The 26,127-nt window shown below is 56.2% G+C and carries 18 protein-coding genes and 1 pseudogene; 8 read left to right on the top strand and 11 right to left on the bottom strand.

What is annotated here, in order from left to right; translation table 11 throughout:
• Positions 1–11: 11 nt before the first annotated feature.
• The 3 genes and pseudogenes from BLO51_RS18400 to BLO51_RS18410 form a co-directional block, all read right to left on the bottom strand.
• Positions 12–911 carry a carbohydrate ABC transporter permease gene (locus tag BLO51_RS18400; protein ID WP_090674203.1) on the bottom strand — a complete coding sequence of 300 codons (900 nt, stop codon included), beginning with the start codon at positions 909–911 and terminating at the stop codon, positions 12–14.
• Between the two features lie 116 nt (positions 912–1,027).
• Positions 1,028–2,312, bottom strand: a pseudogene (locus tag BLO51_RS18405) (ABC transporter substrate-binding protein).
• Entirely contained in the window at positions 2,309–4,438 is a 2,130-nt protein-coding gene (locus BLO51_RS18410) for an amylo-alpha-1,6-glucosidase (protein WP_090674205.1), read from the bottom strand. The pseudogene BLO51_RS18405 and the gene BLO51_RS18410 overlap by 4 nt, the downstream one beginning before the upstream one ends.
• A gap of 231 nt (positions 4,439–4,669) precedes the next feature.
• Between BLO51_RS18410 and BLO51_RS18415 the strand changes: the two genes are divergently transcribed.
• Entirely contained in the window at positions 4,670–5,680 is a 1,011-nt protein-coding gene (locus BLO51_RS18415; RefSeq protein ID WP_090674207.1) for a LacI family DNA-binding transcriptional regulator, read from the top strand.
• A gap of 136 nt (positions 5,681–5,816) precedes the next feature.
• On the opposite strand, the gene BLO51_RS18420 is transcribed toward BLO51_RS18415, so the two are convergent.
• The 3 genes from BLO51_RS18420 to BLO51_RS18430 form a co-directional block, all read right to left on the bottom strand.
• Entirely contained in the window at positions 5,817–7,472 is a 1,656-nt protein-coding gene (locus tag BLO51_RS18420; protein ID WP_090674209.1) for a hypothetical protein, read from the bottom strand.
• A gap of 3 nt (positions 7,473–7,475) precedes the next feature.
• Positions 7,476–8,264 carry an ABC transporter ATP-binding protein gene (locus BLO51_RS18425; RefSeq protein ID WP_090674264.1) on the bottom strand — a complete coding sequence of 263 codons (789 nt, stop codon included), beginning with the start codon at positions 8,262–8,264 and terminating at the stop codon, positions 7,476–7,478.
• Positions 8,265–8,424: 160 nt separating this feature from the next.
• Positions 8,425–8,928 carry a hypothetical protein gene (locus BLO51_RS18430; protein WP_245719730.1) on the bottom strand — a complete coding sequence of 168 codons (504 nt, stop codon included), beginning with the start codon at positions 8,926–8,928 and terminating at the stop codon, positions 8,425–8,427.
• Between the two features lie 152 nt (positions 8,929–9,080).
• On the opposite strand from BLO51_RS18430, the gene BLO51_RS18435 reads away from it, so the two are divergent.
• Positions 9,081–11,522 carry an O-antigen ligase family protein gene (locus BLO51_RS18435; protein ID WP_090674211.1) on the top strand — a complete coding sequence of 814 codons (2,442 nt, stop codon included), beginning with the start codon at positions 9,081–9,083 and terminating at the stop codon, positions 11,520–11,522.
• A gap of 365 nt (positions 11,523–11,887) precedes the next feature.
• Positions 11,888–13,126 carry an aminopeptidase gene (locus BLO51_RS18440; RefSeq protein WP_090674213.1) on the top strand — a complete coding sequence of 413 codons (1,239 nt, stop codon included), beginning with the start codon at positions 11,888–11,890 and terminating at the stop codon, positions 13,124–13,126.
• A gap of 142 nt (positions 13,127–13,268) precedes the next feature.
• Here the strand turns inward: BLO51_RS18440 and BLO51_RS18445 are convergent, their stop codons facing one another.
• On the bottom strand, positions 13,269–13,856 hold the full coding sequence (locus BLO51_RS18445) for a thymidine kinase (protein ID WP_090674214.1): 588 nt from the start codon (positions 13,854–13,856) through the stop codon (positions 13,269–13,271).
• Positions 13,857–14,212: 356 nt separating this feature from the next.
• Between BLO51_RS18445 and BLO51_RS18450 the strand changes: the two genes are divergently transcribed.
• On the top strand, positions 14,213–14,671 hold the full coding sequence (locus tag BLO51_RS18450; RefSeq protein WP_245719731.1) for a GNAT family N-acetyltransferase: 459 nt from the start codon (positions 14,213–14,215) through the stop codon (positions 14,669–14,671).
• Between the two features lie 82 nt (positions 14,672–14,753).
• Here the strand turns inward: BLO51_RS18450 and BLO51_RS18455 are convergent, their stop codons facing one another.
• Complete coding sequence (locus BLO51_RS18455) at positions 14,754–16,586, bottom strand: PAS domain-containing sensor histidine kinase (RefSeq protein WP_090674216.1); 1,833 nt, start codon at positions 16,584–16,586, stop codon at positions 14,754–14,756.
• 428 nt (positions 16,587–17,014) lie between these two features.
• On the opposite strand from BLO51_RS18455, the gene BLO51_RS18460 reads away from it, so the two are divergent.
• The gene (locus BLO51_RS18460; RefSeq protein ID WP_090674218.1) at positions 17,015–17,383 is read left to right on the top strand and encodes a hypothetical protein; all 369 of its coding nucleotides are present in this window, start codon (positions 17,015–17,017) and stop codon (positions 17,381–17,383) included.
• 77 nt (positions 17,384–17,460) lie between these two features.
• On the opposite strand, the gene BLO51_RS18465 is transcribed toward BLO51_RS18460, so the two are convergent.
• From BLO51_RS18465 to BLO51_RS18475, 3 genes are all read right to left on the bottom strand, one after another.
• Complete coding sequence (locus BLO51_RS18465) at positions 17,461–18,201, bottom strand: hypothetical protein (protein ID WP_090674220.1); 741 nt, start codon at positions 18,199–18,201, stop codon at positions 17,461–17,463.
• A gap of 172 nt (positions 18,202–18,373) precedes the next feature.
• Positions 18,374–18,922, bottom strand: coding sequence for a hypothetical protein (locus BLO51_RS18470; protein WP_090674221.1), 549 nt, complete (start codon positions 18,920–18,922; stop codon positions 18,374–18,376).
• 104 nt (positions 18,923–19,026) lie between these two features.
• Positions 19,027–20,823: an ABC transporter substrate-binding protein gene (locus BLO51_RS18475; RefSeq protein ID WP_090674223.1), complete on the bottom strand. Its 1,797-nt coding sequence runs from the start codon at positions 20,821–20,823 to the stop codon at positions 19,027–19,029.
• Between the two features lie 156 nt (positions 20,824–20,979).
• Between BLO51_RS18475 and BLO51_RS18480 the strand changes: the two genes are divergently transcribed.
• From BLO51_RS18480 to BLO51_RS18490, 3 genes are all read left to right on the top strand, one after another.
• Positions 20,980–21,333 carry a hypothetical protein gene (locus tag BLO51_RS18480; RefSeq protein ID WP_090674225.1) on the top strand — a complete coding sequence of 118 codons (354 nt, stop codon included), beginning with the start codon at positions 20,980–20,982 and terminating at the stop codon, positions 21,331–21,333.
• A 24-nt stretch (positions 21,334–21,357) separates the two neighbouring features.
• Positions 21,358–22,887: a DUF4153 domain-containing protein gene (locus BLO51_RS18485; RefSeq protein ID WP_090674226.1), complete on the top strand. Its 1,530-nt coding sequence runs from the start codon at positions 21,358–21,360 to the stop codon at positions 22,885–22,887.
• A gap of 82 nt (positions 22,888–22,969) precedes the next feature.
• Positions 22,970–26,083, top strand: coding sequence for a hybrid sensor histidine kinase/response regulator (locus BLO51_RS18490; protein ID WP_167670257.1), 3,114 nt, complete (start codon positions 22,970–22,972; stop codon positions 26,081–26,083).
• Positions 26,084–26,127: the final 44 nt, after the last annotated feature.

Below are 26,127 nucleotides of genomic sequence, written 5' to 3' on the forward strand. Positions count from 1 at the left end.
TCTCAGCCTCCTCAGTTCAGCTTTTCTTCGGCGAACAGCTTCCGCTGCAGCAGCGTCGCGATCATGATGACCAGAGCCAGCACGACGGCGAGCGCAGAGGCGTAGCCGAAGTCCAAATTTTTGAATGCGTACTGGTAAATCAGCAGCGCCACGGTCAGCGTGGAGTTGTTCGGTCCCCCGGACCCCGCCGAGAAAATGTACGACTGGTCGAACAGTTGGAACGTTCCGATGATGCCCATGACGACGGTGAAGAAGGTCGCCGGCTTCAGCATCGGCAGCGTGATGGCGGTGAATCGTTTCCATGCGCCCGCTCCGTCCAGCATCGCCGATTCGTAGAGCGCATCCGGGATGTCCTGCAGCGCCGCGAGAAAGACGACCATGAAGAACGGCGCCGTCGACCAGATGTTCATCAGCATGATTCCCTTAAGCGCAACGGCGGGATCGCCTAGCCAGTTGTAGCCGGGCAGTCCGATCGCTTGCAGTGCATGGTTGAGCAGCCCGTTGGAGTTATAGATCCACATGAAAATGAGCGTCAGCACGGCGGACGAGGTGACGGTCGGCAAAAAAAAGACGATGCGGAAAAAATTCCGGAATTTCAGCTTTGCATTCAAAATGGACGCGAGTCCGAGCGCCAGCGCCGTTTGCAGCGGCACGACGAAGAGGGCGAAGGAGGCGGTGTTTTTCAGCGCGATCCATGCCCGCTCGTCCTGCACCATTCGCTCGAAGTTGCTGAAGCCGACCAGCTTGTAGCTGACCTCGCCCAGCAGATTCACTTTATGAAACGACAGGAACAGCGAATAAAACACGGGTAAAAACAAAAACGTGCCGATGACCAGCAGGGTAGGGAGTAAAAACAAATAGCCGGTGATCGTGCTTCTCAGCTTCCGCTTCCAAACCGAACGGCTTGCCATAGGGAAACCTCCCTTTCAAAAGAGGCAGGGGAGCCGTGTCAGACTGAACAGGATGACGTCCCCCGCTTTTTAAGTGGATGAAGGGAGGGGCACAGCCCCCTCCCGGTTCAGCTTCGTTACTTGCCGGCAGCAATCTCTTTGTTGGCAGTTTCCTGCGCTTTTTTCATCGCATCTTCCAGCGAGGATTTGCCCAGGAACGCGTCGAGGAACTGGTTGTTGAAGTTGTTCATGACCGTCGGCAGTGTCGGTCCTGCTTGCCATGGCGTCGAATAAGCCGAGCCTGCAACCAGGGCGCCGCGCAGCGGGTCCTTATCGTAGCCGAGCTCCTTGGCGACGGATTTGCGCGTCGGCAGGGCGAACCCTTTGCTAGTCCACGTTTTCATGCCTTCCTTGCCGGTCAGGTACGAAATCAGCTCCCAGGAAGCTTCTTTTTTCTTGGACGCTTTGTTCATAACGTAGGCAACCGTGAAGGCCATCGTGCCTTTTTTGCCGTTTACCGTCGGCAGCTCGGCGGTTGGCGTATTGAAGGTCTTTATAGTTGTTGTTCAGGAACGGAATCGCCCAGTTGCCTTCGAAGACGATGGACGCTTTGCCTTGGCCGAACATCTCGCCGCCCCAGCCTGCGCCGACTTCCTTCGGCTCGCCGGACGATTTGTCCTTGTTGTGCAGGTCGACGACAAGCTGCAGCCCTTTGAGCGCTTCCGGGGAAGCGTAGGCGGCGTTGCCTTTGTCGTCGGACACTTTGCCGCCGAACGCCTGCGCCATGTACATTTGCCGCGCTAGCTCGGGAGCGACGCCGAAGCCGAAGCGGACGGTTTTGCCGCCTTCGGTTTTGGTCAGCTTTTTCGCGGCGTCCTGCAGCTCTTCCCACGTGGTCGGCGGCTTGGTAATGCCTGCCTCTTCGAAATGCTTCTTGTTGTAGAACATGGCCAGCGTGGAGGAGTCTTTCGGGAAGCCGTATGTTTTGCCGCCGATCTTGAACGCGTTCAGCAGCGGCTCTTCGAAATCCGCCACGTCGAATTCAGGCTTCACGTAGCTGTCGAGCGGCTCAATGACACCTTTCTCGATCAGAGCCGGAGCTTCGAACGCATCCAGATAAAACACGTCGGGGCCTTCGCCGCCGATGAGCCGCGTCTTGATGACGTCCATGTACTGGTCGGCGATCACTTCGTATTTGACTTTGACGTTCGGATGCTTGCTTTCGAACTCTCGAATCGTCTGCTTGAGCAAATCCTGCTCCTCCGGCGAAGATCCCCAGCCGGCCAACGTTACGGTTACAGGCTCGCCGCTTTTCGGAGCATCGCCGGCCGGAGCCGGCTTAGCTTCTTGTTTGGCGCAGCCCGCCAGCACCATGCTGGAAGCCAGACCTACGGAGAGAATGACGGATAGCGATTTTTTCATTTCACAACATCCTCCTCAAATGGTTGAATAAGAACTTGATACCCCGTATGATTCTCCAAAATGTCCACTTGATACGGCGCGTTGACGTTTCCGGTTCTGCTGACCCGCAAATGCAGCGTTCCTTGACCGATGCGCAGGTTCGTCACTTCCAGCTCGCTCATGCCGGGGAGCAGCAGCGGCCGCAGCTCGATCGTTGCGGTCAGCGCATTCGGGCGGATGCCCAGCATCGTCTGCAGGAACGTCAGCGGTGTGCCCGCGGCCCATGCCTGCGGCGAGCAGGCGACCGGATAAGGAACGGGATGCCCGAGCTCGTCGGAGTAACCGCAGTACAGCTCCGGCAGTCTGGCATATTCGAAGCCATCCGCCGCTTTCATCAGCCCTTGCATCACCTTCAACGCCTCGGTCCCGTATCCGCCGAGACTCAGTCCGAGGAGGCAGAGGGAGTTGTCGTGCGGCCACACGCTGCCGTTGTGGTAGCTCATCGGGTTATACCCGGACGAGCCGGTACTCATCGTGCGGATGCCGTAGCCGCCGAACATGTCGTCTGTGACGAGCCGCGACGCGACGGCGCGGGCTCGCTCCGGCGACGCGATGCCGGACATCAGAATGTGACCGGTGTTCGAGGTCACCGACTGCACCTGCTTTTTGTCCCGGTCCAGCGCGATGGCGTAATACTGCTCGTCTTCCATCCAGAACGACTGCTCGAACTGCTCGCGGAGCACAGCCGCTTCTTGCTCCAGACGGTCGGCGTCTCCGCTGCGGCCGAGCGCGCGGAAGATCGGAGCGAGGCGCGTTTTCGCCTGATACACGTATCCCTGCACTTCGACGAGCGCAATCGGCGCCTGGCCGTAATCCCCGCTGCGGTGAACGACGGAGTCGGCCGAATCTTTCCAGCCTTGGTTGGCGATGCCTTTGGAAGACTCCTGGAAATATTCCACGAAGCCGTCACCATCCCGGTCGCCGTAACGCTCGATCCAGGCGAGCGCCGCTTCGAGATTCGGCATCAACTGCTCGATCAGCGCCAAATCGTTCGTCCAGTGGTAATATTCCGCGGCCAGCATCAGGAAGAGCGGCGTCGCGTCAATCGTTCCGTAATACGGTGTGAACGGCACCATCCCGGCACCCGCCAACTCGCCGTAGCGAATTTCGTGCATGATTTTGCCCGGCGTTTCGTCCCGCCAAGGATCTTCATTCTGCCCTTGGTAAGCGGCCATCGTGAGCAGGGTGCCTTTCGCCGCCTGCGGGTTCAGCGAAAGCATCTGCAGCGCGGCGATCAGGCTGTCGCGGCCGAATGGGACTGAGTACCACGGAAGCCCGGCCACCGGGAACGGCCCGTAGCCGACATCGGTCAGCAGCACGCGCAGGTCTTGAACTCCCCGGTGAAACAGCTTGTCGAACGCGGCGTTGTCGCTGCGGACGGCCGTCGATCCGGCGTTCCAGCCGGCATAGCTCGCTTCGAGCTTCGCCATTGCCACCGGCGGGTCATAAAACCGGGGGCCTTCTCCGTTCACGAACGGCGCGACGAAGAACGTGATTTCCCGACTCTCGCGGTGGTCGAGACGAACCCGGAAGCCGACGGTGTTCGTCGTCTCGTCGATGAAGCTTTCCTGCGGCTGCCAAGCGATGCGGGTTTCCCGGGCGACATGGTCCGCGCCGGCGTAGCCGATCGTCAGCCCGCCGTTCTGCCTCTGCGTTCCCGTCTTGTGGCCCGTCTCGCCGTGCTGGAAGCCGCGCACCGTGAACATATCCGTAAAATCGGCGTCGGCCAGCACCGAGAAGTCGAACTCGATCGGCTTCGGATAATAGCTGGTCAGGCGGAAGGTTTCGTAGAGCCCGCCTTCGTAAATAAACCGCGTACGCTCGATCTCGACGGATTCCCGCCAAAGAATCAGCTCGCCGTTCTGCTCCATATGCGGATTCGTTAGCCGGATGACGGATATGTAGTTCGCATCCGCCGCGGAGGACAGCAGCACCGGCTTTTGGCCGTTGATGGCAATTTCCAGCCGGCTCAGAAAGCGGGTATCCTTGGTGTACAGCCCGTAGCCGGACGGATGACCATGCGGAATATCGCCGTCCTTGTCGGAGTAGAGGAAGAGATCGTTTTCTTTGATGATTCGATAATCCAATGCGGTCACCTCACGATAGAAAAGTCATCCGAAACGTTTCGGAAAACGGGTAAAAAAATATTTCTTCTTTGAAAAAGAAAGGAAAGTTCTCTTTCCAAAACGTTTTGGATACGATATACTTGATTATATTGCAAGCTGAAAGCATTTACAACTGCTTTTTTTAGCAAATATTTTTTTGCGGCTGCCAACAAGATAAACATCATAGATTCAAAACGTTTCGGAGGAGAGAACATGGTTACGATTAAAGATATCGCCAAGGCGGCCGGCGTGTCCGTTACAACCGTATCGCGGGCGCTGAACGGGTATGACGACGTCAATGAAGTTACGCGCCAGAAAATCAAGGATATTGCGCAAGGGCTCGGGTACAGCCCGAATATGGCCGCCCGCTCGCTGATCTCGAAGAAAACGAAAACGCTTGGCCTGCTGCTGTCCAACGTGACGCGGGCCAGCTCGAAGGACAATATCGCTTTTGAAATATTGTGCGGCATGAACGACCGGGCGGGAGAGCTCGATTACGATCTCGTACTGTTCAGCACGACGCCGCAAAAGCAAAAAATTAAATCGTACAAAACGCTGTGTCAGGAGCGCGGCGTGGACGGCGTCATTATTATGGGCATCCGCTTGGACGACGAGTACTTGAAGGAAGTCGTTTCGTCTCAAATTCCTTGCGTGCTCATCGACATTCCGCTGGAGGGGCCGAACGTCGGGTACGTGACCTCCGATAACGTCGGCGGCGCGAACCGTGCCGTCAGCTATTTGCTGGAAGCGGGCCACCGCAAAATCGGCGTCATCAACGGCCATTCCCAGGCGGACGTCAGTGTGCAGAGGCTGAAAGGGTACAAGCAGGCGCTTGAGCGCTTCGGCATCCCGTTCGACGAGTCGCTCGTTATGGACGGCTACTTCTCCGAGGCGGGAGCCAAAGAAGCGGTGTACAGGCTGCTGGCGCAGCAGCCGGACATCACGGCGCTGTTCTGCATCAGCGATCTGATGGCGCTCGGGGCATTGCAGGCCGTCCGCGGGTTAGGGCTTCAAGTGCCCGGGCACATTTCCGTCGTCGGCTTCGACAATATCGACGTGACGACGTACTGTTCGCCGGCGCTCACAACCGTAAACCAGAACAAATACGAGATGGGGTACCAGGCCGCCCAGATGCTGATCGATCTGCTCGAAGGCCGCAAGGTGAGCCATCAGCTCATGTTGGACACGGAGCTGATCGTTCGGGAGAGCGTGAATCCGCGGTAGGGTAGGGTGATTCTTCGCGCAATCAGCGAAGGTCCGAATCATTTGTATTCACGCAGCAGCAGAAGCAAAAGAACCTCCGAATCCACCGATATCGTGGAAATGGAGGTTCTTTTCATGCCTGGGGTCCGGCTCCTACTTATCCCTTGTCCCGTAAGGCATCCCACGAGATGGCAAACCCTTTCCGCCAGACCACGGCATTCAGCACGACCAGCAGCGCCATATACGCGTAGACCCCGCCGGTAACAAACGTGCTGGCCAGATGAACGCCGGCGAACAGAGCGAGGAGCAGCAGAAGCGGTAAGAAAGTGAGGCTGTCATTCTGCTTTACCGCCTCGAAAGACTCCGAGAACGGCAGCGCCTTGCGGAAAGTTCGGAAGCAAATGACTGTGTACAGCAGCACGCTCAGCGCGACGACGATTAAATCCGGAACGATGCGCACCCCGAACAGCGCGATAAAAATAACGCTCTCGATCAGGTAAACGGGCATAAACAGCCTGACGAGGAACGCTTTGATCGTCCCCCGGAAAATCGGCGCCGGACTTGACAGCGGCATCGTTTTGTAGAGCCAGGCACCCTTGGGCTTGCCGGAATAACGCAGCATCATGACGACGGTCGGAATGAGCAGCGCGCAGAAATAAATGTTCAGATACCACTTGCTCGCTGCGATCTCGACGAAGGATTGGTTCCGCAGCACGTTGAAAAAGAAAATGAACGGAAACACGATCGAGAAGCCCAGCGAAGGATATACCTTGAGCTTAAATTCCCTTTCGTTGCCCATCATCAGCGAGCTGAACCGGAAAAAGGTGCGCTCCTCCCGTCCTGAACAAATGAATCTGGAAACGACATCCAACCATCTTCCGTGCTCCCTGCCTTTTTTCGCGCTATCGTTCGCCAACTTGTGCAAGCTGCGCTCGAAGAAGGGCACCAGTCTCGTGTAGATCAGAATTGAAACGATCGGCGTGACGAACGCCAGCAGCGTAAAGACAATGAAATGCGGAGCCGCCTGACCGCGCAGCAGCCATTCGAACGACGCGCCAAACCACAGGGGAGGAATCAACGCCTGCCACCATTTCGGTTCGAACGCGACATGAAGCTGCATCAGGTCGAACGACCGTCCGACGAATTGATAGCCGACGGTAATCGCGATGGACAGGATGATCTGCACGTTGTTGATCATGTCCTTCAGCTTTTCCCCATCAAAAAACTTCAGAATCAGCATGTACAAAAAGGCCGTCACAACGACAATCAGCACGTCCGTCAGCACGATTTCTACCACAAACAAGAGAAAAAACAAAACGCCATGCTTGACCAATGCCGCAATCATCGGCGCAGCGCAGAGCGCTGCGGTCAAAAAGAACAAATAAAGCAAAATATGCAGCGTCTTCGCCATGCCGATCGTCCGGCGGTTGACCGGCTTCGAGGCGATAATATTCCGGTCCCGGATATCGAGCAGCACGGTAGAAAAGTCCGAAATCAGGGAAGTCATGACCAGGAACATCAGCACGCCGAACAAAAAGCTCATCTGGAACATATAGTTGTCGCCCATGACGACGAAGGGGACCATAATCAGCCCCATCAAGGCATACAAGCCGAGAGACTTCACGAAATTGTTCTGATCACCCGTCTCATGCCCGTTCTTTTTGGCGGACTGGTTGAAGATGGTAGGCATCCGCCGTCCGTCCATCGTCAGCTTGATCTGCAAAATTTTACGCATCAACGGGTAATCAACGCCCAGCCTCTCGAACAGGGTTCTGAACCGGTCCAGCACCTTAAGCGATACGAATTCCCTCATCGCCTACACCTCTTGCACGACGGAGACGAACCGTTCCGCGATCTCTCTATGCTCATGGAAGCCCGTCAACCGGTTGAAGATTTCTTCGAGCGATCCTTCCCGGCTCTGCGCCTTCAGCTCGTCGAAGCTTCCGTCCGCCACGATCTCGCCGCCGTCCAGCAGCACGATGCGGTTGCTGATCTTTTCGACCACATCCATAATGTGCGAGGAATAGAAGATCGTCTTGCCCTTCGCGGCCAGCTGCGCCAAAATTTCTTTCACCACCATGACGCTGTTCGCATCCAGGCCGCTCAAGGGCTCGTCCAAAAACAAAATGTCGGGGTTGTGCAGCAGGCTGGAGATGAGCAGCACCTTTTGGCGCATGCCTTTGGAGTATGAAACGATCCGCGCGTTATACGCGTCTTCCAGCCCGAACAGGTCAATCAGCCGTTTGGCTTTCCATTCCGCCTGCTCGTCCTCCAGTCCGTACAAATTGCCAATAAAGGTCAAATATTCTTTCGCCGTCAGGGCGTCGTACACTTCGGCCGTTTCGGGCACATACCCGATCCGCTGCTTATACTCCAAGCTGCCGTCCGAGATGTCCTTGCCGAAAATACGGATTTCTCCGGTGTAGCCCTCCACGAGGCCGAGCATCGTTTTGATCGTGGTGCTTTTGCCCGCGCCGTTCGGCCCGATATATCCGATGATTTGTCCCGGATATACTTCAAGATCGATTCCTCTGAGCACATAGTGGTCTCCATACGTCATTCGCAAGCCGCGAATGGACAGGATCGCTTCTCTTGCGGTTTCCATCAGCACACCTCTCATCCCTGAACTCCATCCGAAATAAAAAAGCATGGCCGTTTCCAGGCTTCGGCCGGTTCGGTCATGCAACCCCATTTTATGCCACGGTCCAATTCAAGTCAATGCGCAGCAGGCTTATGGAAAAATGTTCAAGAGCGAACGGAGGGGCTCATTTGGGCGAGTCCTCCCCCGATTTGCCGCCGTTGCCGCTGCCGTTAAACAGCGCCTCCGTCAGCGTTCGCAGCTTATCCATCAGCTTGCCATAGCCGAATCCGACGAGAAACGCAATGCCGATCTTCGCTTCCATTGAGGCGCCGGTCTGGAGCAGCATAATGCCGCTTTTGAACAGGACGATCGTCATCATGGCCGCCCCGGCGCACTTGATCGGACGAAGCAGGTACCACCAGTACCAGCGCGGGGTCATGCTGTCGTAATACTCGAAAAACAAGCGCATGGCGTACATAGTGCCTCCGATGGCTCCGGCAAGCGCATAGTAAGCGTACTCCGTGACAGGGGGAAGAAGCTCAATCCCCAGCCATTGCGTGATACGGCCGCCGCGGATGGCGCCTGTCATCCAGAAGCTTCCGACGAACCAAGCGAGCATATAAACGAGCACTCCGAGCTTGAACCCATGTTCCCGGGTCATCATGGCTCCCGCCCCTTTCGCTTGCATCCTTCTTCTAATTCAACCTATGCGCTGTCCGGGAAAATGATGAAATAAGGGGATGATATAGAAACATTATCCAGATCTGATGCGTCTAATGAATGAGGAGAATGGGCCTTTGCCGCCTTTTCCCATCCTACAGACGGAGTTGAATTGTCGTAATGAACACGCCTTATGTTCCAAAAAAGCAGTGGCTGGAAAGCCGGGAGCAGGAGAAGGGGTCGCTGCTTTTTTATTCGGTGCTCGGATTCGTCCTGTTGTTTCTGTTCATCGCCCCGTTTCACCAGGGATTGTTTCTGATGTTCTCCTACGAAGCCAAGCCGGGGAACAACATCTTTTACAACTTCCCGCTGTACAGCTCCTATATTTTTGTTTACATCGCTTTGTTCCTGACTTCGCTGTTTCTGATGACCTCGTTTAAAGCAACCGGCAAGCGGGACATGCTGCTGCTGCTGGTGGTATGGCTCCTTCCGCTCGCTTATCTCATTCCCGTATTGACCCGTCCGGCGTCCTTGCACTTGGCGCTTCAAGGATGGTACGCCGAGCTCATGTATGCGGCGTTTTTTGTCATCAGTTGGGCGCTGGCCCGGAACAAAAAAGGGGCGGCCCTCGTTCAATCCGGCATTCTGTATTCGGGGTACGCGCTCGTCATCTACGGGCTGCTGGTCTGGTACGGCAATATCCAGGCCCAGGGTATCATCATAGCCGACAGCAACGGCATGCGCTTAACGTCTTCCTTTACTTACGCCAACTCGTATGCCGCCTACTTAATTGCCATCATCCTAGGCGCGTTGTATAGGATCGCCTCTTCCTCCAAATGGGCCGCGGCCGCAGGGAACGCCTTCATTTTGGCGCCGGCTCTGCTGTCGCTCATCCTGACCTTATCCCGCGGCGGTCTCGTGCTGCTGCCGGTCGTGCTGCTCGCTCTGCTGCCTTTTATCCGCTTGTCCGGGCAAATCGTCATGATACTCAATCTGGGTATCGCAGCGGCTGCCGCCTTCATTCTGTCCGGGCCCAGTACGCGGATCGGAGCGGAATTGTTCAAGACCTCGAACGCAGCGCTGTCCGCGCAGGCTTGGCTGCAATTGGCGGCCGGATCGGTTGTGGTGGCGCTGCTGTCGGCGGTCATTCACAAGTACGTGCCTCCGGCTGTCCAGAAGCTGGAGGAGAAATTCAAGCTTCGTTATGCCCGGCTCTGGTTCCCGCTGGTGATCGTGCTGGTCGGCGGCATCGGCATCGCGGTCGTGCTGAACAGCCAGTGGGTGCTGAACCTGCTGCCGGAGAACCTGCAGCAGCGGATAGCAAGCATCAACTTCCAGCAGCACAGCGTGCAGGAGCGGGGGTATTTTTACAAGGATGCGATGCAAATCGTAAACGAAGCGCCATTGTTCGGGAAGGGCGGCGGGGCATGGGCCGCGCTGTATCAATCGCACCAAAGCTACGGCTACGCTTCGAACCAGGCTCATAACTTTTTGTTCCAGACCTTGACGGATATCGGTTGGGTCGGCGCGCTACTGCTGTTTGCTTTTATCGGCTGCATTGTGTACGTTTACGTGCGCCATGTTATCAGGCATCACGAGACGGAGGACGGAAGGCGGCATTTCGTTTATTTCATCGTGCTGGCGGCTATCCTTGCTCACAGTTTCATGGACTTCGACTTAAGCTACGGTTATTTGTCCGCTCTTGTCTTTATAGGCCTGGGAGGGCTGCTGGCGGGCGCTGCTCTGCCGGGGACCAAGGATCAAGAGCGGCCGGTCGCATCGGGAAAAGCGAAATGGATTTACCCGGGGTTCATCCTGCTGGTCAGCTTGTGCATGCTCATCGTATCCATTCGACTGCTGAAAGCGAACACCGAAGCGGGCAAGGCGTATAATGAGTTTTCGCAGCAATCCGTCAAACTGGAAAAGTTTATCGGCTTCATCGACAACGCCATGGCGCTTCATTCGACCAATGTGGATTATGCGCTGTTGAAGATTCGGATTCTGAACGACGTGTACAACCAGACGAAGGACAAGCAGTATCTGCAAGAGGCCCAGCAGCTCGCCACGAGGTTTATGGACAAGGAGCCTTACGCGCACGGCATCAATGAGTACCGGTACCACTGGGCGGTTCAGGACAATGCCCAGCAGGCGCTGGCGATCGCGAGCGAGTCGATCCCGAAATACCCGTGGGATATGATGTGGTACGAACGGGCGATGGTGCTTTTGTACGAGCTGGGATACGCTGCGGGAGAGGGGAAGAAGCCGGCGGAACGAGACGCGTATTATCAAAAAGCCGTCGGTATTTATCAGCACGTGCAGGAAAAACGGGAGTCGCTGAAATCGATTCCGTCTTCGATCAGCGTGCCTCCTTTCGAGATTTCGAAACCGATGCTTCTGGTTTTGGGGAGAATCTCCTACGACCAAGGCAAGTATACTGAAGCGGCGGATATTTTGCGGCCGGCCTTATCGGACAACATGGATTCCTCGGTCCATCGGTATATCGCGCGCTGGTACGTGGCGGCGCTGCAGAAGCAGGGCAAGACGGATCAGGCATGGGTGGACAAGCTGGTCGCCAAAGACCCGAACGAAGCTGAAGAGCTTAAGAAGCTGGCGGGAGCTTGAGGCCGCTGGTCCGGGCCGCTGATCTCGTGCGGTTAATTGACCACTTGTTGGCGGAGTGGTCATCGCGTACGTTTTCATGTATGGCTGCCGGGCGGATCGGAGACACTACGGGCGAATCCCAAATCCCGGAAGGAGGCGTCCCAATGTCCCGAGACAATGCCAACAACAACGGCAAAAAATCGCAGCCCGGCAACAACCGAGACTCGGAAGTAGCGGAGTCCAAAACGAAAAAATAACGGGACTCCAAAGCCAGCCGTTCGCGGCTGGCTTTTTGGTTTAACGAGGAATACGTCATTTGGTAAAATGCGGCGTAAACCGTTATACTGGGAACGTAGGACAACCTTTCATTAGTTGGAGGAATTTTAATGAGTACATTTGCCCAAAAATTGGAAAAATATGCAACGCTGGCTGTTCGGGTAGGCGCCAATGTCCAACAGGGACAAACGGTGGTCGTCACGGCTCCGGTCGCCGCTGCGGAGCTGGTGCGGCTTGTCGCCGTCAAGGCTTATGAGGCTGGCGCGAAGAATGTCATGGTGGAGTGGAACGACGAGGAACTGACGCGGATCAAATACAAGATGGCGCCGATGGAAGCATTCCACGAATTTCCGATGTGGAAGGCGCAGGGCTTGCAGGAGCTGGCGGAGAACGATGCGGCCTTTATTCAATTTTACGGACCGAATCCCGACCTGCTCAAGGACGTCGACCCGGAGCGGGTCTCCACGGCGAACAAAACGAGTTCTATCGCATTGAAAGGGTACCGCAGCCAACTGATGGCGCACCGCGCGTCTTGGACGCTGATGGCTTACGCAACCCCCGAATGGGCGTCGAAAATATTTCCCGATTTCTCGCCGGAGGCCGCTCTCGATGCATTGTGGGAGCGTATTTTCGAAGCGACCCGCGTGAACGCGGACGATCCTGTCGAGGCTTGGAAGGAGCATAATGCCCGCCTGGCCCGGACCGTGAGTTACTTGAACGATAAACGGTACAAGCAGCTCGTATACGAAGCGTCGGGCACGAGCTTGACCGTGGACCTTCCGGAGAAGCACCTCTGGCTCGGCGGCGCGAAAGAGAATGCCAAGGACGCTCCCTTCAACCCCAACTTGCCGACGGAGGAAGTGTTCACGATGCCCCGGCACGACGGCGTCAACGGCGTCGTTCGCAGCACGAAGCCGCTTAATTATGGGGGCCAGCTGATCGAAGGGTTCTGTCTGACGTTCAAGGACGGCAAAGTCGTCGATTTCTCGGCGGACAAAGGCTACGAGATGCTGAAGCGGCTGCTCGATACGGACGAGGGAGCGCGCAAGCTTGGCGAGGTCGCCTTGGTTCCGCACGAATCGCCGATCTCCAATACGAATCTGATCTTTTACAACACGCTGTTTGACGAGAACGCATCGAGCCATTTCGCCCTCGGACAAGCGTATCCGGTCAATCTGGACGGCGGTACGGAGATGAAGGAAGAGGAATTTTCCCGGCACGGGGCGAACAGCAGTCTTGTGCACGTCGATTTCATGATCGGCTCGGCTGACATGAACATCGACGGGATTACGCAGGACGGCGTACGGGAGCCGGTATTCCGCTCCGGCAACTGGGCGCTGCCCGTCTAAAAAGCAAAACGGAGCAAGGCGCCGAGGCGCTTCGCTCCGTTTTTGTATTCCGTTGATCGACTATATAAATTTTCGCAACTATGGCTTCGCATCAACCTTGATAAACGCGCCGGTCCCTGTAAGACAAGGACGGCGCAGCCGTTTATTCCGGTGAATGGGGTTGCGTTTGTTTTTTTTGCATGGAGTAGCATTTGCGGCATACCGGCAAATAGCTTTCGTTGCCGCCGATTTGAATCTGCGCGCCCTCAAATACCGGCTTGCCGTCGGCCAGGCGCATATTCATCGTCGCTTTGCGGTCACAGTACCAGCAGACCGTCTTGATTTCCTCGATTTTGTCCGCCAGCGCCAACAGATGATAGCTGCCCTCGAACAGTTGGCCGAGAAAATCCGCCCGCAGCCCGTACGCAATGACGGGAATGCCCAGCGTATCCGCGATTTCCGTAAGCTGCAGCACCTGCTGCTTGTTCAGAAACTGCGCTTCGTCGATCAGAATGCAGTTCGGCCGCTCAGCCGCCGCCATTCCGATCATGTCGAGGCTGTCGTCAATGACAATGCCGTCCTTCTTCATCCCGATGCGGGAAGCGACGACGCCAACCCCGTCCCGGTTATCGACCGCAGGGGTGAAGAGCAGCACTTTCTTTCCTTGCTCCTCGTAATTGTGTGCGACGCGCAGTACTTCGATCGACTTGCCGCTGTTCATCGTTCCGTAACGAAAATATAGCTTGGCCACGCCTCTAGTCCGCCTCTCCCTGAGAAATCATGAAGATTATCATAGCACAAGTTGAGGGGGAGGTACAGGTTTTGATCTGAGGATTATTGATCCAGATATAAGTTATAATGTATAATTATGGTCGTCGAAGAATTGCAGATGAAGGGGGTTCGTATGATCTATAGAGCAAAATTGCCGCTACTCAGAGTAAGTACCTCGCCAATTATACTCAGGGATGAAATGGGGAACTGAAATATTAAAGCCCAAGTGGTTTGTTTGACTGGACTGAAAAAACGGCTTATATCCGAATCTTCCCTACGCTTCCGGCGGCGCTTCCCGTATGATGGTTCTATAGACTAACGCGAGGAGGAACCGCTTTGAGGAACGCGCCGAAGGTAAGATTCGAAGCCATTCATCAGGACAATTGGGAAGATTGCGTGAAGCTGGAGGTGAAGGAGGAGCAGCGGAAGATGGTGGCGCCCAACTGGTATTCGATTATTCAAGCCGCCTACGACAAAACGTACACGCCACTTTCCATTTATCACGAAGACACGATGGTTGGCTTTTTCATGTACGGTAAGGACCCGGAAGACGAACTGTACTGGATTGTGCGGCTGATGATCGATAAAAGATTTCAAGGCCGGGGCTACGGCGAGGCTGCGATTCGGCTGGGCCTAGAGCTGATCGAGCGTCTGGAGGATTGCAGCCCCGAGATCGTCATCAGCTATGTGCCGGACAATGAAGCGGCCGGAAAGCTGTATAAGCGCGTCGGCTTCGTGCCGACCGGACGGATCGTCGAAGGGGAGACGGAAGCGAGATATAAGGTTTTGAGATGAGCGTGGCCGGACGTTCGCGCACACGAAGGCTCCCTTATCGTCGGATAAAGGAGCCTTTGCTTGTGGCAGGTTCTTACGTGCTTTAAACCGGTAACGTAACCGTCACGGTCGTTCCCACGCCGGCTTCGCTTGTGATGGCCATGCGGCCTTTATGCTCGGTGACGATTTTTTGGCTTACCATCAGACCGAGGCCCGAGCCGTTTTCTTTCGTCGTATAGAAGGGCTCGCTGATCCGCAGTAGCAGCTCGGCGGGAATGCCGTCGCCCTCGTCCCGGAAGGTGATCGCGAGCGTGCCCGGATCGGCCAAGACCGCCACAATCTCCACGGTTCCGCCCAGTGGCATCGCTTCGACGGCGTTTTTTACGATATTGATGAACAGCTGCTTCAATTGATTCTCTTCACAACGAACCGCAGGCAGGTCCGGTTTGATCCACGTCTTGAAATGGACGCTGTTCAGATTCGCTTGCGCTTCCAAGAGGGAGAGGACATCGGCGAGAATGGGGCCAATTTGCTTATAATGGAAGATGGCCGCTCTAGGCTTGGCCAGCAGCAGCATTTCGCTGATGATGTGCTCGATGCGCGTGAGCTCCGACGACATGATGTCCAAGTACTGCTCCTTGTAATGTCCGGCCGTCTTCATAAACTGCGTAAAACCTTTCAACGAGGTCAGCGGGTTGCGGATTTCATGGGCAATGCCGACGGCGAGCTGCCCGGCGACCGACAGCTTCTCCGAGTTGCGTAGCAGCTCCTCGGTAGCTTTGCTCTCGCTAATATCCCGCCCGATAATAAAGACCCCGGTAATGTCCTGATCCTTACCGACAACGGGGGAGATTGTGAGGCTTATATCGAGCGGCGTGCCGTCCTTGCGCATGCGCTTCGTTTCGTAGCTGGAGATTTGTTTGCCTTGCAGCGCTTTGCGGAACAGCAGCTCCGACTCGATCCATAGCTCCTCTGGCACGTTCGGCGGACGCTCGCCGATCAGCTCCGCTTCGCTATAGCCGAACAAGTCGATGAACGCTTTGTTCACCTTGGTCAGCCGGAGGTCCGCGTCGAGAATCGCAATGGTGTCCGCAGCATACTCAATCATGGAATCAAGCTGCTGCTTGGTCGCACGGAGCGTCTCTTCCTGTTCCTTGTGCCGGGTAATATCCCGGATAAAGACGGACAAGCCGGGCTTGCACGGATAGCAGCTGACTTCCAGCCATTTTTTGACCAATGGATAATAACCCTGATAAAAGACGGGGACCGCTTCCTCTATCGCCCTCCAGCATGCTTTGTAAAAACCCGCGCCAAGCCACTCCGACGCCATGCCCCGAATGCCGTGTCCGAGCAGCTCCTCCCGCCTGAGCTGCAGGAGCTGCTCGGCGTTCCGGTTCACATAAACGAGCTCTCCGCTTCGATTCAGCATAATATAGGCGTCGGCAAACGTTTCGAGGAGGGACGTCATGCGGATGAGCGATTCCTGAAGCGCACTTTCGGCAACTTTTTGTGCGGTGATATTCTGGGTTTGCATATATATGTAAGCTGGTCCGTCGCTGCCGTCCTTAAGTTCGACCGCATAAACGTTCATCCATAAGGGTTGTCCGTCCGCGCTTAGCCAGCGTATCTCGGTTTCGTAACGGGAAAGCTGGCCTGATACGAGCTGGCTCATATGGTGCATGCACAGGAGAAGCTCCCCGGGATGCACCAAGGCCTGAAGATTCATACGCTCCAGTTCTTCCGTCCTGTAACCGAGCTTCTTGCCAAGCGATTCGCTGGCCATCAGCATGTTGCAGTCCTGATCAAGCAGGAGGGAGCCGGTGTGGGGACTGGCGAAGCTTTTCAGCGCCAGGTCGACAAACATTCGTGAAAAAGTCCCATCCGCTGTGGTTTTCAATTGCTCCGGGACGGATGGCGATGCGAGCAAATCGTTCATGAATGAGACTCCCTCCACTTTTTTAGGCTGAAAGTTAACATTCGTCAAAAATGAACACAATCCCTTTTTTTGAATTGCTATAATAAGAATCGGATGGTAATATAAAACATAATGAGCATCAGGGATTTCATAGAATTGTCACATCTGGACGTAGACTGAAGGAGCTATCCCTCTTTTTTTGTGAACATAACTTCATCTCTATAAAGCACCACCTTTTTTGCCCAAAATCCGAAATGAAAGGTTTCGCGAGGCGGCGAGAGAGGCGGAATGGTATTTTATGGGTTTCAAGAACCTGTCACGAAGACAACGAAATAAAGGGCGAACGGCGTCGAAGGACGCAGTCGCCCTTTTCGCAGCTTTACGGCAGGTGTCGTTTTGATGTCCGGACATGTCGTTTTTAGTCATATATAATAGGAGGCGGAAGTCCAATGGTGGGAAAGGACTCGAAAAGCTTGTTATCGCCGCAGGAGCTCGAAGCATTGACGCATCGCCCTGAAGGAAATGGAGCGGGAAGCGACGGGCGTGCGGAGTTGGAGAGCGAACTGGAGCGGCTTCGTCTCGAAACGGCCCGGTTGGACCTGACGGTCGCCCGGCTTATCGAACGGGTGGAGCAGCTGGAGCTCTGGCTGGAAAGCCACTCCGCGTACGAAGCGGTCGGGGGCGTCTCCGAGGCGTCCGCGGCAGGCGAATGGAATGCGCGGGAAACCGCTGCCGCGAAATCCGTTACGGCCCCACCCGCCCCGGAGGAGCCGACGCTTTCCCGGGTGAGAACGTACGGCCGCAAAAAGCGTTCCTAGGGAAAGCGGACTACCTTTCGCGGCCGTTACCCGGAACCGGGAGCTGCGGAATCCTCAGAAACCGAAGAGGATCGCCACTACGACTGCGGCATCCGCGGCGTCAGGAACCGGCCGATTTCCTCCGGCAGCAGCTCCGTGTCCGACGGATGGAAGTAATAGTTGTTGTCGTCGCGGAACAAGCTCTGCTTATGCGCGACCGGCTCGCCGGTTTGAAACACGATGCGGTACTCTTTCGGGTCTCCGCCGTTCACGACCGGCCGGTAGTTTTCTTTCTTTTGCCCGTGTCCAAGCAGCTCCATGAACAGCCCGCTATCGGCTCTTTCGAGCGAACGGAACCGCTGCCAGGCGTCCGCTTGCTTGGAATAGACATACACGTCGATTCGTGTCACCCGCCCGGCCGGAACGTCCTTGTAGCTCCAGGTGTGGGCAAGCTTGCCCTCTGCGTTTTTTGCGCTGTACAGCTTGTAGCCGCCCACTTCGTTGTCCGCCTTGGCGGCAATCAGCGAATGGTCCGGGTACCCTTTGACGGCATAAAGGCGCGTGCCTTCCTTTAAAAACGCCGCATCCCCGTCCTTCGTCGCATAGCTCGGGTTGGTGACGGCTCCCTCGACCCTGAACTTCACGGTGCCGACAACCTCATCCGTCACGGCGTCCGGGGAGGCGGCCACCGCTTCATAAACCCTGTTATATTCCTTTCCGTTCAGCTTGACGAAATCCACCCAATCGATAACGGTATTTCCCGTCTTCCATGGGTCCGTTTTGGCATTGCAGGCAGGCAGTACGAGTAGCAGCAGGCAGAGCAGCAAACGCCAAACCATCGTTGTCACTTCCTTTCGTACCGGGCAAAGTGTGTAATGTAATGGACGCATGCCTTCGTCCGAAAGTTGCGCAGCGGCAAGAGCGAAGGCGTCCCCTACAAAACCTTTACCCGGCTGTAGCCGCAATAAAACCGGCCGGGGCCTTGGAATAAAGGCGCCGTCGGTGAACCGTTCAATTCCGGTGTGGAGCGAGGCACTTTTTCTCGTTCCGGCAGCACTGCTTGCCGATGGCCCCGGTTCCGGCGGCGCAAACATGCTTCGCACGGTAAGGCACCGAGCGGGCCGTGTTCGCCTGAGGAAGGAAGCGGATCGAAGCGGCGATGCGGGGAGCGTCCTGATTGACCATTCGCTTGAGCAAGCGGATGGCCGCCCCGTACCTTTTGTAGTCGTAGTCGTTCGTCTTCGGATCGTAGAAGGCTTCCGGGAGCTCCTCTGGCGTCATATAAGCGAATACGCGGCCGCCGTGCTCCGCGAGGAAGACGAGCGGCGAATCGCCGTAGCCTTCGCGGTTCCATTCCTGACGCGTTATGCGGAACACCAGAATGGCTAGCGCGTCGTCATACACTTTGCCTTTGTACCTGAACCGGAAATGCAGCTCGTACTCCGTATCGCTGTTCTGTCTCCGCCGGTCGACGACCGCATACGTCCTCCACCATGCTGGGAAGCGGAGGGTAAATCCGTATCTCGCGTTGCGATACACGAAATGGCTCGGCTTGTTCACGTCGCTCGGGTCCCCTTTCGAACCTAAGGTTGTGTTACTACTGTATTCGTAGAAGCCCCGGATTATAATCCTGCGTCGTCAAAGCCCCGTATCGCCCCCGTCAGTCACGGCTTAAACCAGATGTTTTTGAACTGCACCCAGTCCAGCGCGTCCAGCGAAATGCCCTTGACGGATTCGTGGTAGATCGTTTTCAATCGTTTGAAATATAAAAAGTGAAGCACCTGCTTGGCGGTCAAATGCGCTTCAATCGCCTGCAGCAGAGCCGAACGGCGGCTGGATGACGACTCGCGCAGCGCCTCTTCCGTCAGTGCGGCGACTTTGGCTTTGACCGCAGGCTCCAAATGCCGCTGCATGCTCTTGTACAAGTCGATGAGCCGAAGCTCCGCATCGTTGTCCAGCATGATGGAGAACAGCAGCAGATCGGCGTGCAGCCGCTGCTCGCTCTTGAACTCCTCCACGGAAAGCAGCTTGATCTCCACGGAAAAGCCGGCTTCCTGAAGCAGCGCCTGCACATGCAGCGCATCCGGCTCGTAATGCGTGATCGTGCACAGCGTCAGCCGCTGGCCGTCATAGGCGGCTCGCTTGAGCAACGCGCGGATGCGGTCGGTTTCATGGGCAAGCGGCTCCGCTTCCTGCCCCGTGCTTCCATGCCCGTGGCCGATAAAGCTGTCGGCCGTATAGATGGCGTCGCCGCCGATCCGCTCCAGCAGCTTGCGGCGGTTCAAGGCGGCGCATACCGCGCCTCGCAGTGCAGGATCGCTGAGCGGCCCCTGCTTCAGCAGGTTGAAGGTCAGGAACCGGCACGTCGCTCCCGGCTGCTGTACTTGCTGCCAGGTTTCGGAAGCTTCGTCGGGCAGACGGTAGTTGTGGATAATCTGAAAGCTCTCCAGCGTCCGCTCGCTGCCCTGCACCTGCATGTCGGGAATATGCCACAGCTCCACGCGGTCGAGGTGCGCCCGGCCTTGGAAATAAGCGGGGAAAGCATCGAGCACGCACATGGACGCATCCAAGTGCGTCAGCTTGAACGGGCCGGTGCCGACGGGAGCGAGCGCAAACCGGTCACCCAGCTCCTCGCACAGCTCGGCCGGGACGATGGAGGCGCGGTTCGTGCCGGCATATTGAGGCAGCAGCTCGCAAGGCTCGGAGAGCCGGATTCTGACCGTGATCGGATCTGCCGCTTCCACGGAGTCGATATGCCGGTGCACCCAGCCGTACAGCGCGCCGGTCGCCAGCCGCTTGAGCCTCTCGAACGTATACGTTACGTCGTCCGCGGTCAATTCTCTGCCGTGATGGAACTGGATGCCTTTGCGCAGATGAAACGTCCAGACCGTCCGCGCTTCGTTTACCTCCCAAGCGTGAGCGATATGCGGCTCGATCGTTTGGGTCAGCCGGTTGTAGCGTACAAGCGGATCGAACAGCTGGTGCACGAGGTGGGCTTCCGTCCGGAAATTGGTCATGGCGGGATCGAGTGACAGCAGCGACTGGGTGAGCGGAAACCGCAGCGTATCGAAACGCTTGCTGCCCAGCATCTCACTGCTGTAGCCAAAATAGCCAGCCAGCCAGCGGTGAAAGCTGTCTTTTAGCGACCCTTCCGGCGAAGAGACGTTCAACTGCTCAAGCGCGCCCCGCAAATCTTTGCGCTCGACAAGGTCTTGCGCGATCGAGAGGATGAGATCCTCGGCAGGTTTATAGAACGTCAGGGCAGACTTTTGGCCGCGCCCGCGCTTCGGCAGCCAATCGAGCCAGGCTTCGCTTTGCATTTTCTTGAGCAGCAGCACGACATTGCGGTGCGTGCAGCCGAGAACGGCCGCCAGTTCGTCGAGATGGACGAGGTGCGGCTGCTGCTCGGCGATATGCGGGTACTGTTCGCGAAGGCGGATATAGCGGTTTGCCAGCTTCATAGAGCAACCTCCGGGGGTTCTGAAAAATATGAAATTTATATTTCAAAATTTACTCTTTTTATTCGTGTTTTTCAAGTTACAATAAACGTGGATGGGCAATTCGACAAAATTATAACGAAATGGAAAATAGTTCATCAACATTGAGGAGGAATTCGGATGTACTGTCCTTCATGGTCCGATCAAGAGCAAATTCGAGGAGTAAAGCGGCTTCCGCTTACGGTCGCCTGGGGCGATCAACTGCTGTCGGAGGCCGAAACGGCCGTGAACGTGGCGCATACGGACGAGGAATTGCGGAGGGCGGTATGCTCTCTGGCGCGGCTCGCCTACGGGCATATTCACGGAAAAGACCTGCTCGACCTGCTGCAAGTCGACGACGAGGAAATTTTGCGGGATCTCGCGGGGGATAGCGATCGTATACAACAAGCAAGTTTTTACGAGCTGCGGCAATGGGCTAACCGATGGAGCCGGCAAATCCGGCAAAGCAAGCATGAGGCGGCCCTGCTGCAATAAACTTAAAGGAGGCTCGGAAAGCTCATGAAGACGGAATCCGCTCCGGTTCGGAGCGAAGGAAAGCTGCTGCTTGCCGCGCTCGGCTGCGCAGTCGTCCATCACTATTTGTTTTACGTAAAAACGTGGGGCGTCTCGTTTCCACTGTTCGTGTTATTATTTTACGTTTATTATTATTGGGCTGTCCGGGAAAAGCGGGAGCTTAGGTTGGAGCCGTCCTTGGCGTTGGCCGTTCCCGTGCTCCTGCTGTCCTTTACATATGCGGTGCATTCGAACATGCTTCTGCTCATTCTTAACGCTTTGGCGGTGCCGCTGCTGATTGTGGCGCACACGACTTGGCATATGTCGGAGGGACGGCCGAAGATGCCGTTCTTCCTCCGCATGCTCGATCAGGTGTTCGTGCAAACGCTCCGGTACGTGCCTCAACCGGTCGTCGTCGCCTTTCGGGCCTTATCGTTCAAAACGAAAGCAGGCCGCTCCCAAGAGCTGATAAAGGTGTTGATCGGTCTGATCGTTTCGATCCCGCTGCTTCTCGCGGTCATCGCCTTGCTGGCTTCCGCCGATTCCGTGTTCGACCGCACGCTGGCCTGGCTGCCGGAGCTGGCAAGCGGCCTGGAGCTCGGCCGTACGCTGTTTCGCGCCTTATGGATCGTCTGCATCGCGACGGGATTGTTCGCTTACGTGCGGGGCTTGCTTCAGCCGAAGCGTTGGCCGCCCCGGGTCGCGAAGGAAGACTTCGCCCCCGGAGATGAACCCCCGGCAATTACTCCGGCGGCGGCTGCCGTCACACCATCGGCGGGGGTGCCTCGTATCGATGCGACCGTCGCAGCCACCATCCTGGTTGTGCTGAACGCCGTGTACCTGCTGTTTGCCTTCGTGCAGTTTTCATACTTCTTCGGAGGCGGCGCCGCCGAGCTGCCGGAAGGCATTACCTACGCTTCCTATGCGCGAAAAGGCTTTGCCGAGCTGGTTGTCGTCACGCTGATCAATTTGACCGTTCTGACGATCATGCTGTACGGAGTGAAGCGTCCGGGTCTCGCCGCCTGGCGGTTTCTGCGCACGCTGCTTGCGGTGCTTGTCGGCTGCACCGGCATTATGCTGAGCTCCGCCTACTTGCGCCTCTCGATGTACGAGCAGGCCTACGGCTATACCGAGTTCCGGCTGCTGGTGCACGCGTTCATGCTCTTTTTGCTTGTACTGTTCGTACTGGCTCTCGTCAAGCTGTGGCGGGAGCGGCTGCCGCTGCTTCGCTGCTATGCGGCCGTCACCGTGACAGCGTATGTCATCGTCAATTATATCGGCGTTGATGCGGCGGTGGCGCGGGGCAACATTCAGCGCTATGAGGCGACAGGCCAGATCGACACCGCTTATTTGAGCAGACTGGGCTATGAGGTCGTGCCGCTGCTGCTGGAGCTGAAACGGAAGCATCCGGAAGATATAGGGGTGTACGAAGCGCTTGAGAGCTTCCGAAGCCGTGTCAAGCACGGGGAGCCCACCTCGTGGACGGAATTCAACTGGTCCAAATGGAGAGCTGCGAAAGCGTTGAAGGAATCATAGCGCGTTTGCCCCGGTGGCATCAAAATCTTTTTAATTCGACGGGGTAAAAGGAAAGCCGGAACGTTTGTCGAAATTTACAGCTATGACGCAGACACCAAACAACAAAGCTCTCAAAGTGAGTGCCATAATTTTATTGTTCCTGTCCGTTCTTCTGGGCCTTCGGTGGTTTTGGTTTTGGGCGTATGCGGCCCCGGAGCATCCCCGCGCGGTTCAAGGTGTGCTGGATCTGCGGGGCTGGAATCTGGAGCATTCCCGCACCTTTACGCTCGATGGCGAGTGGGAATTTTACCCTGGCGCCTTCCTTTCCTATGAAGACCTAGGGAGTCCATCTGCCGGCCATCCGAATGTTGTCCAAGTTCCCGGGGACTGGAGCAAAGGGATGCCTGAAGGCTCGGAATCGTCGTTCGGCTACGGTACCTATCGGCTGCGCATCCTTGTTGATCAACCGTTAAGCCAGCCGTACGGCTTCTGGATTCAGGAGATCATGGCCTCGTCCGTTATCGAAATTAACGGGCGGAAGGTGGCAGAATTTGGCCGGCCAGCGGAGAACGCGAAGGCGTACGAACCGAGAAAAGTTTCGTACACCGCAACGTATGAGCGGAACGACGTGAAAGAAATCGAACTGCTGGTGCGTGCAGCCAATTACGAGAATCCTCATTCCGGAGGAATTATCAAGTCGATTCGCTTCGGCTCTCAGGCGGCCATTGACTACCAACGCGGGTATTCCATCGGGTTTCAGCTCGTTACCTACATGGTGCTGCTGCTGCATGGCTTGTACGCCGTCATCTTATATTTGTTTAACCCGCGGCATAAGGTGCTCCTGATCTTTTTCCTGCTGCTTGCGGATGCAGGCATTTCTGTCGTTTCCGATCATGATACCCTGCTTCTGCTCTGGCTGCCGCTAAATTTCGCCTGGGCCCTGAAAATCAAGCTGCTTTCCTACTTATGGCTGCCCTTCTTCATGCTGCTTCTGGCCAGAAACTTTGAAGGCTATGCCGCCGGTAAGCGATGGTTCCGTGCTTATGGCGCCGTGTTGGGGAGCTACTCGGCATTTCTGCTCGCCGCAACCCCGCCGCTTATTTACGATTCGATAGACGCCCAAGTGTTCGTTTTGCTTTATTTGTTTCCCGTCGTCTGGTTTGCGTATCTGCTCGGCCGCAAGGTGGCCCGAAACGAACAAGACGCCTTGTTTTTACTGTTTACCGCGACGAGTATTGTATCCAGCATTGCCTGGGGCGTCCTCTCCCCTTATAACGCAGCGGGAAGCGTGTATTATCCAATCGACATTATCGCAGCCATTGTTTGCTTCTCGGCCTACTGGTTCAAGCGGTTTTTCCGCAACGCCGAGGAGAACGCCAAGCTGAACGAGCAGCTGCGGGCGTCCGACAAGCTGAAGGACCAGTTCCTTGCGAATACGTCGCATGAGCTGAGAACGCCGCTGCACGGCATTTTGAATATCGCCCGGACCGTTGCGGTCAAAGAGAAGCATGCCATGGACCGCGCCAGCTTCGAGAACATGGAGCTGCTGATCACGATCAGCCGCCGGATGTCGCAGCAGCTCGACGACCTGCTCGACGTGGCGCAGCTTCAGGAAAAGCGCATCGTGCTGCAGAAGGAGCCGCTGCGCATTCAAGCGGTTGCTTCCGGCGTCGCCGGGATGCTCCGGTTTATCACCGATTCCAAGCCCGTTCAGCTAAAGATTGAGATTGCGGATGCGGTGCCGCCGGTATGGGCGGACGAAAAGAGACTTGTGCAAATTTTGTTCAACCTGATACATAATGCTCTGAAATACACGGACGAAGGAACGGTGGTCATTTCCGCCGATGCCAGCGGCGAGCTGGTAGTCGTTCAGATCTCCGACAGCGGCATCGGGATGGATGAGGAGACGCAGGCGCGCATCTTTTTGCCCTATGAGCAGGGGGCTCACGGACGAAGCGACAGCGGGGGAATCGGCCTTGGCTTAAGCATCTGCAAGCAGCTGGTGGAATTGCACGGCGGCGAGCTGATGGTCCGCTCCGAACCGGGCCGTGGCTCTGTATTCAGCTTTGCGCTTCCGCTGGCCGCTGCGTCGGGCCTCCCGCCGAAGCACACTCCGCAATCACAGGCTGTTGAAGAGGAGAAAACGGGGGGCGGCCTGAGCCTGTCTGAGGAGTTAAGCGGCGTGTGGCCTGACCTGCCGTCCACTGCGCCTTCCTTTGCCGGAGAAAAAATGAATATTCTCGCGGTCGATGACGATCCGGTCAACCTGAAGGTGCTCGTCGGTATTCTCTCTGCGGAGCCATACTATATCAGGACCGTTTCGTCAGGCCGGGAGGCGCTGGAATTGCTTGACGCGGAGCCTTGGGACTTGCTGATTGCCGACGTCATGATGCCGCATATGTCCGGCTACGAGTTGACACGGCGGGTGAGGACTCATTTTTCCATTTCGGAGCTGCCGGTGCTGCTGCTGACCGCCCGAAGTCAGCTTGCGGACATCTACACCGGATTTTTGTCCGGGGCCAACGATTACGTGACCAAGCCGGTCGATGCGCTTGAGCTGAAATACCGCATCTGGTCGTTAACTACGTTGAAGCAATCCGTCAACGAACGGCTGCGTATGGAAGCCGCTTACTTGCAGGCGCAGATCCATCCTCATTTTCTGTTCAACACGCTGAACTCGATTATGGCTTTGAGCGACATGGATACGGACAAAATGCGCGATTTAATCGACGCCTTTGCGTCGTATTTACGAATCAGCTTTGATTTTCTGAATTCGGGCAGACTGGTGGAGCTTACTCATGAGCTGGAGCTTGTTGAGTCGTTCCTCTATATCGAACAGGAACGGTTTGGCGACAGGCTATCTGTCGTGTGGGAGGTTGAGCCCGATATGGATTTGACGCTTCCTCCGCTGACGATCCAGCCCCTTGTGGAAAATGCGGTCAAGCATGGCCTCCTTGGCCAAGGGAAGGGCGGCACGCTCATGATCCGGATTGTCCGTCGCGAGGGCTCCGTACGGATTGAAGTTAAGGATAACGGCATCGGGATGGAACAAGAACGGGCCGATCAACTGCTGAATCTGACGATGAGAAGCAAAGGCGGAATCGGGCTGTCCAATACGAACCGGCGGCTGAAACAGCGATATGGGAAAGGCTTATCGATCCAAAGCAAGCCCGGCGAAGGCACGACGGTATCGTTCGCGATCCCGGACATAAAGTGACAAAACCCCTGGTCGCTTTGGCGATTCGGGGTTTTTAATACTTC

Source organism: Paenibacillus tianmuensis (assembly GCF_900100345.1).
GTDB classification, from domain to species: domain Bacteria; phylum Bacillota; class Bacilli; order Paenibacillales; family NBRC-103111; genus Paenibacillus_G; species Paenibacillus_G tianmuensis.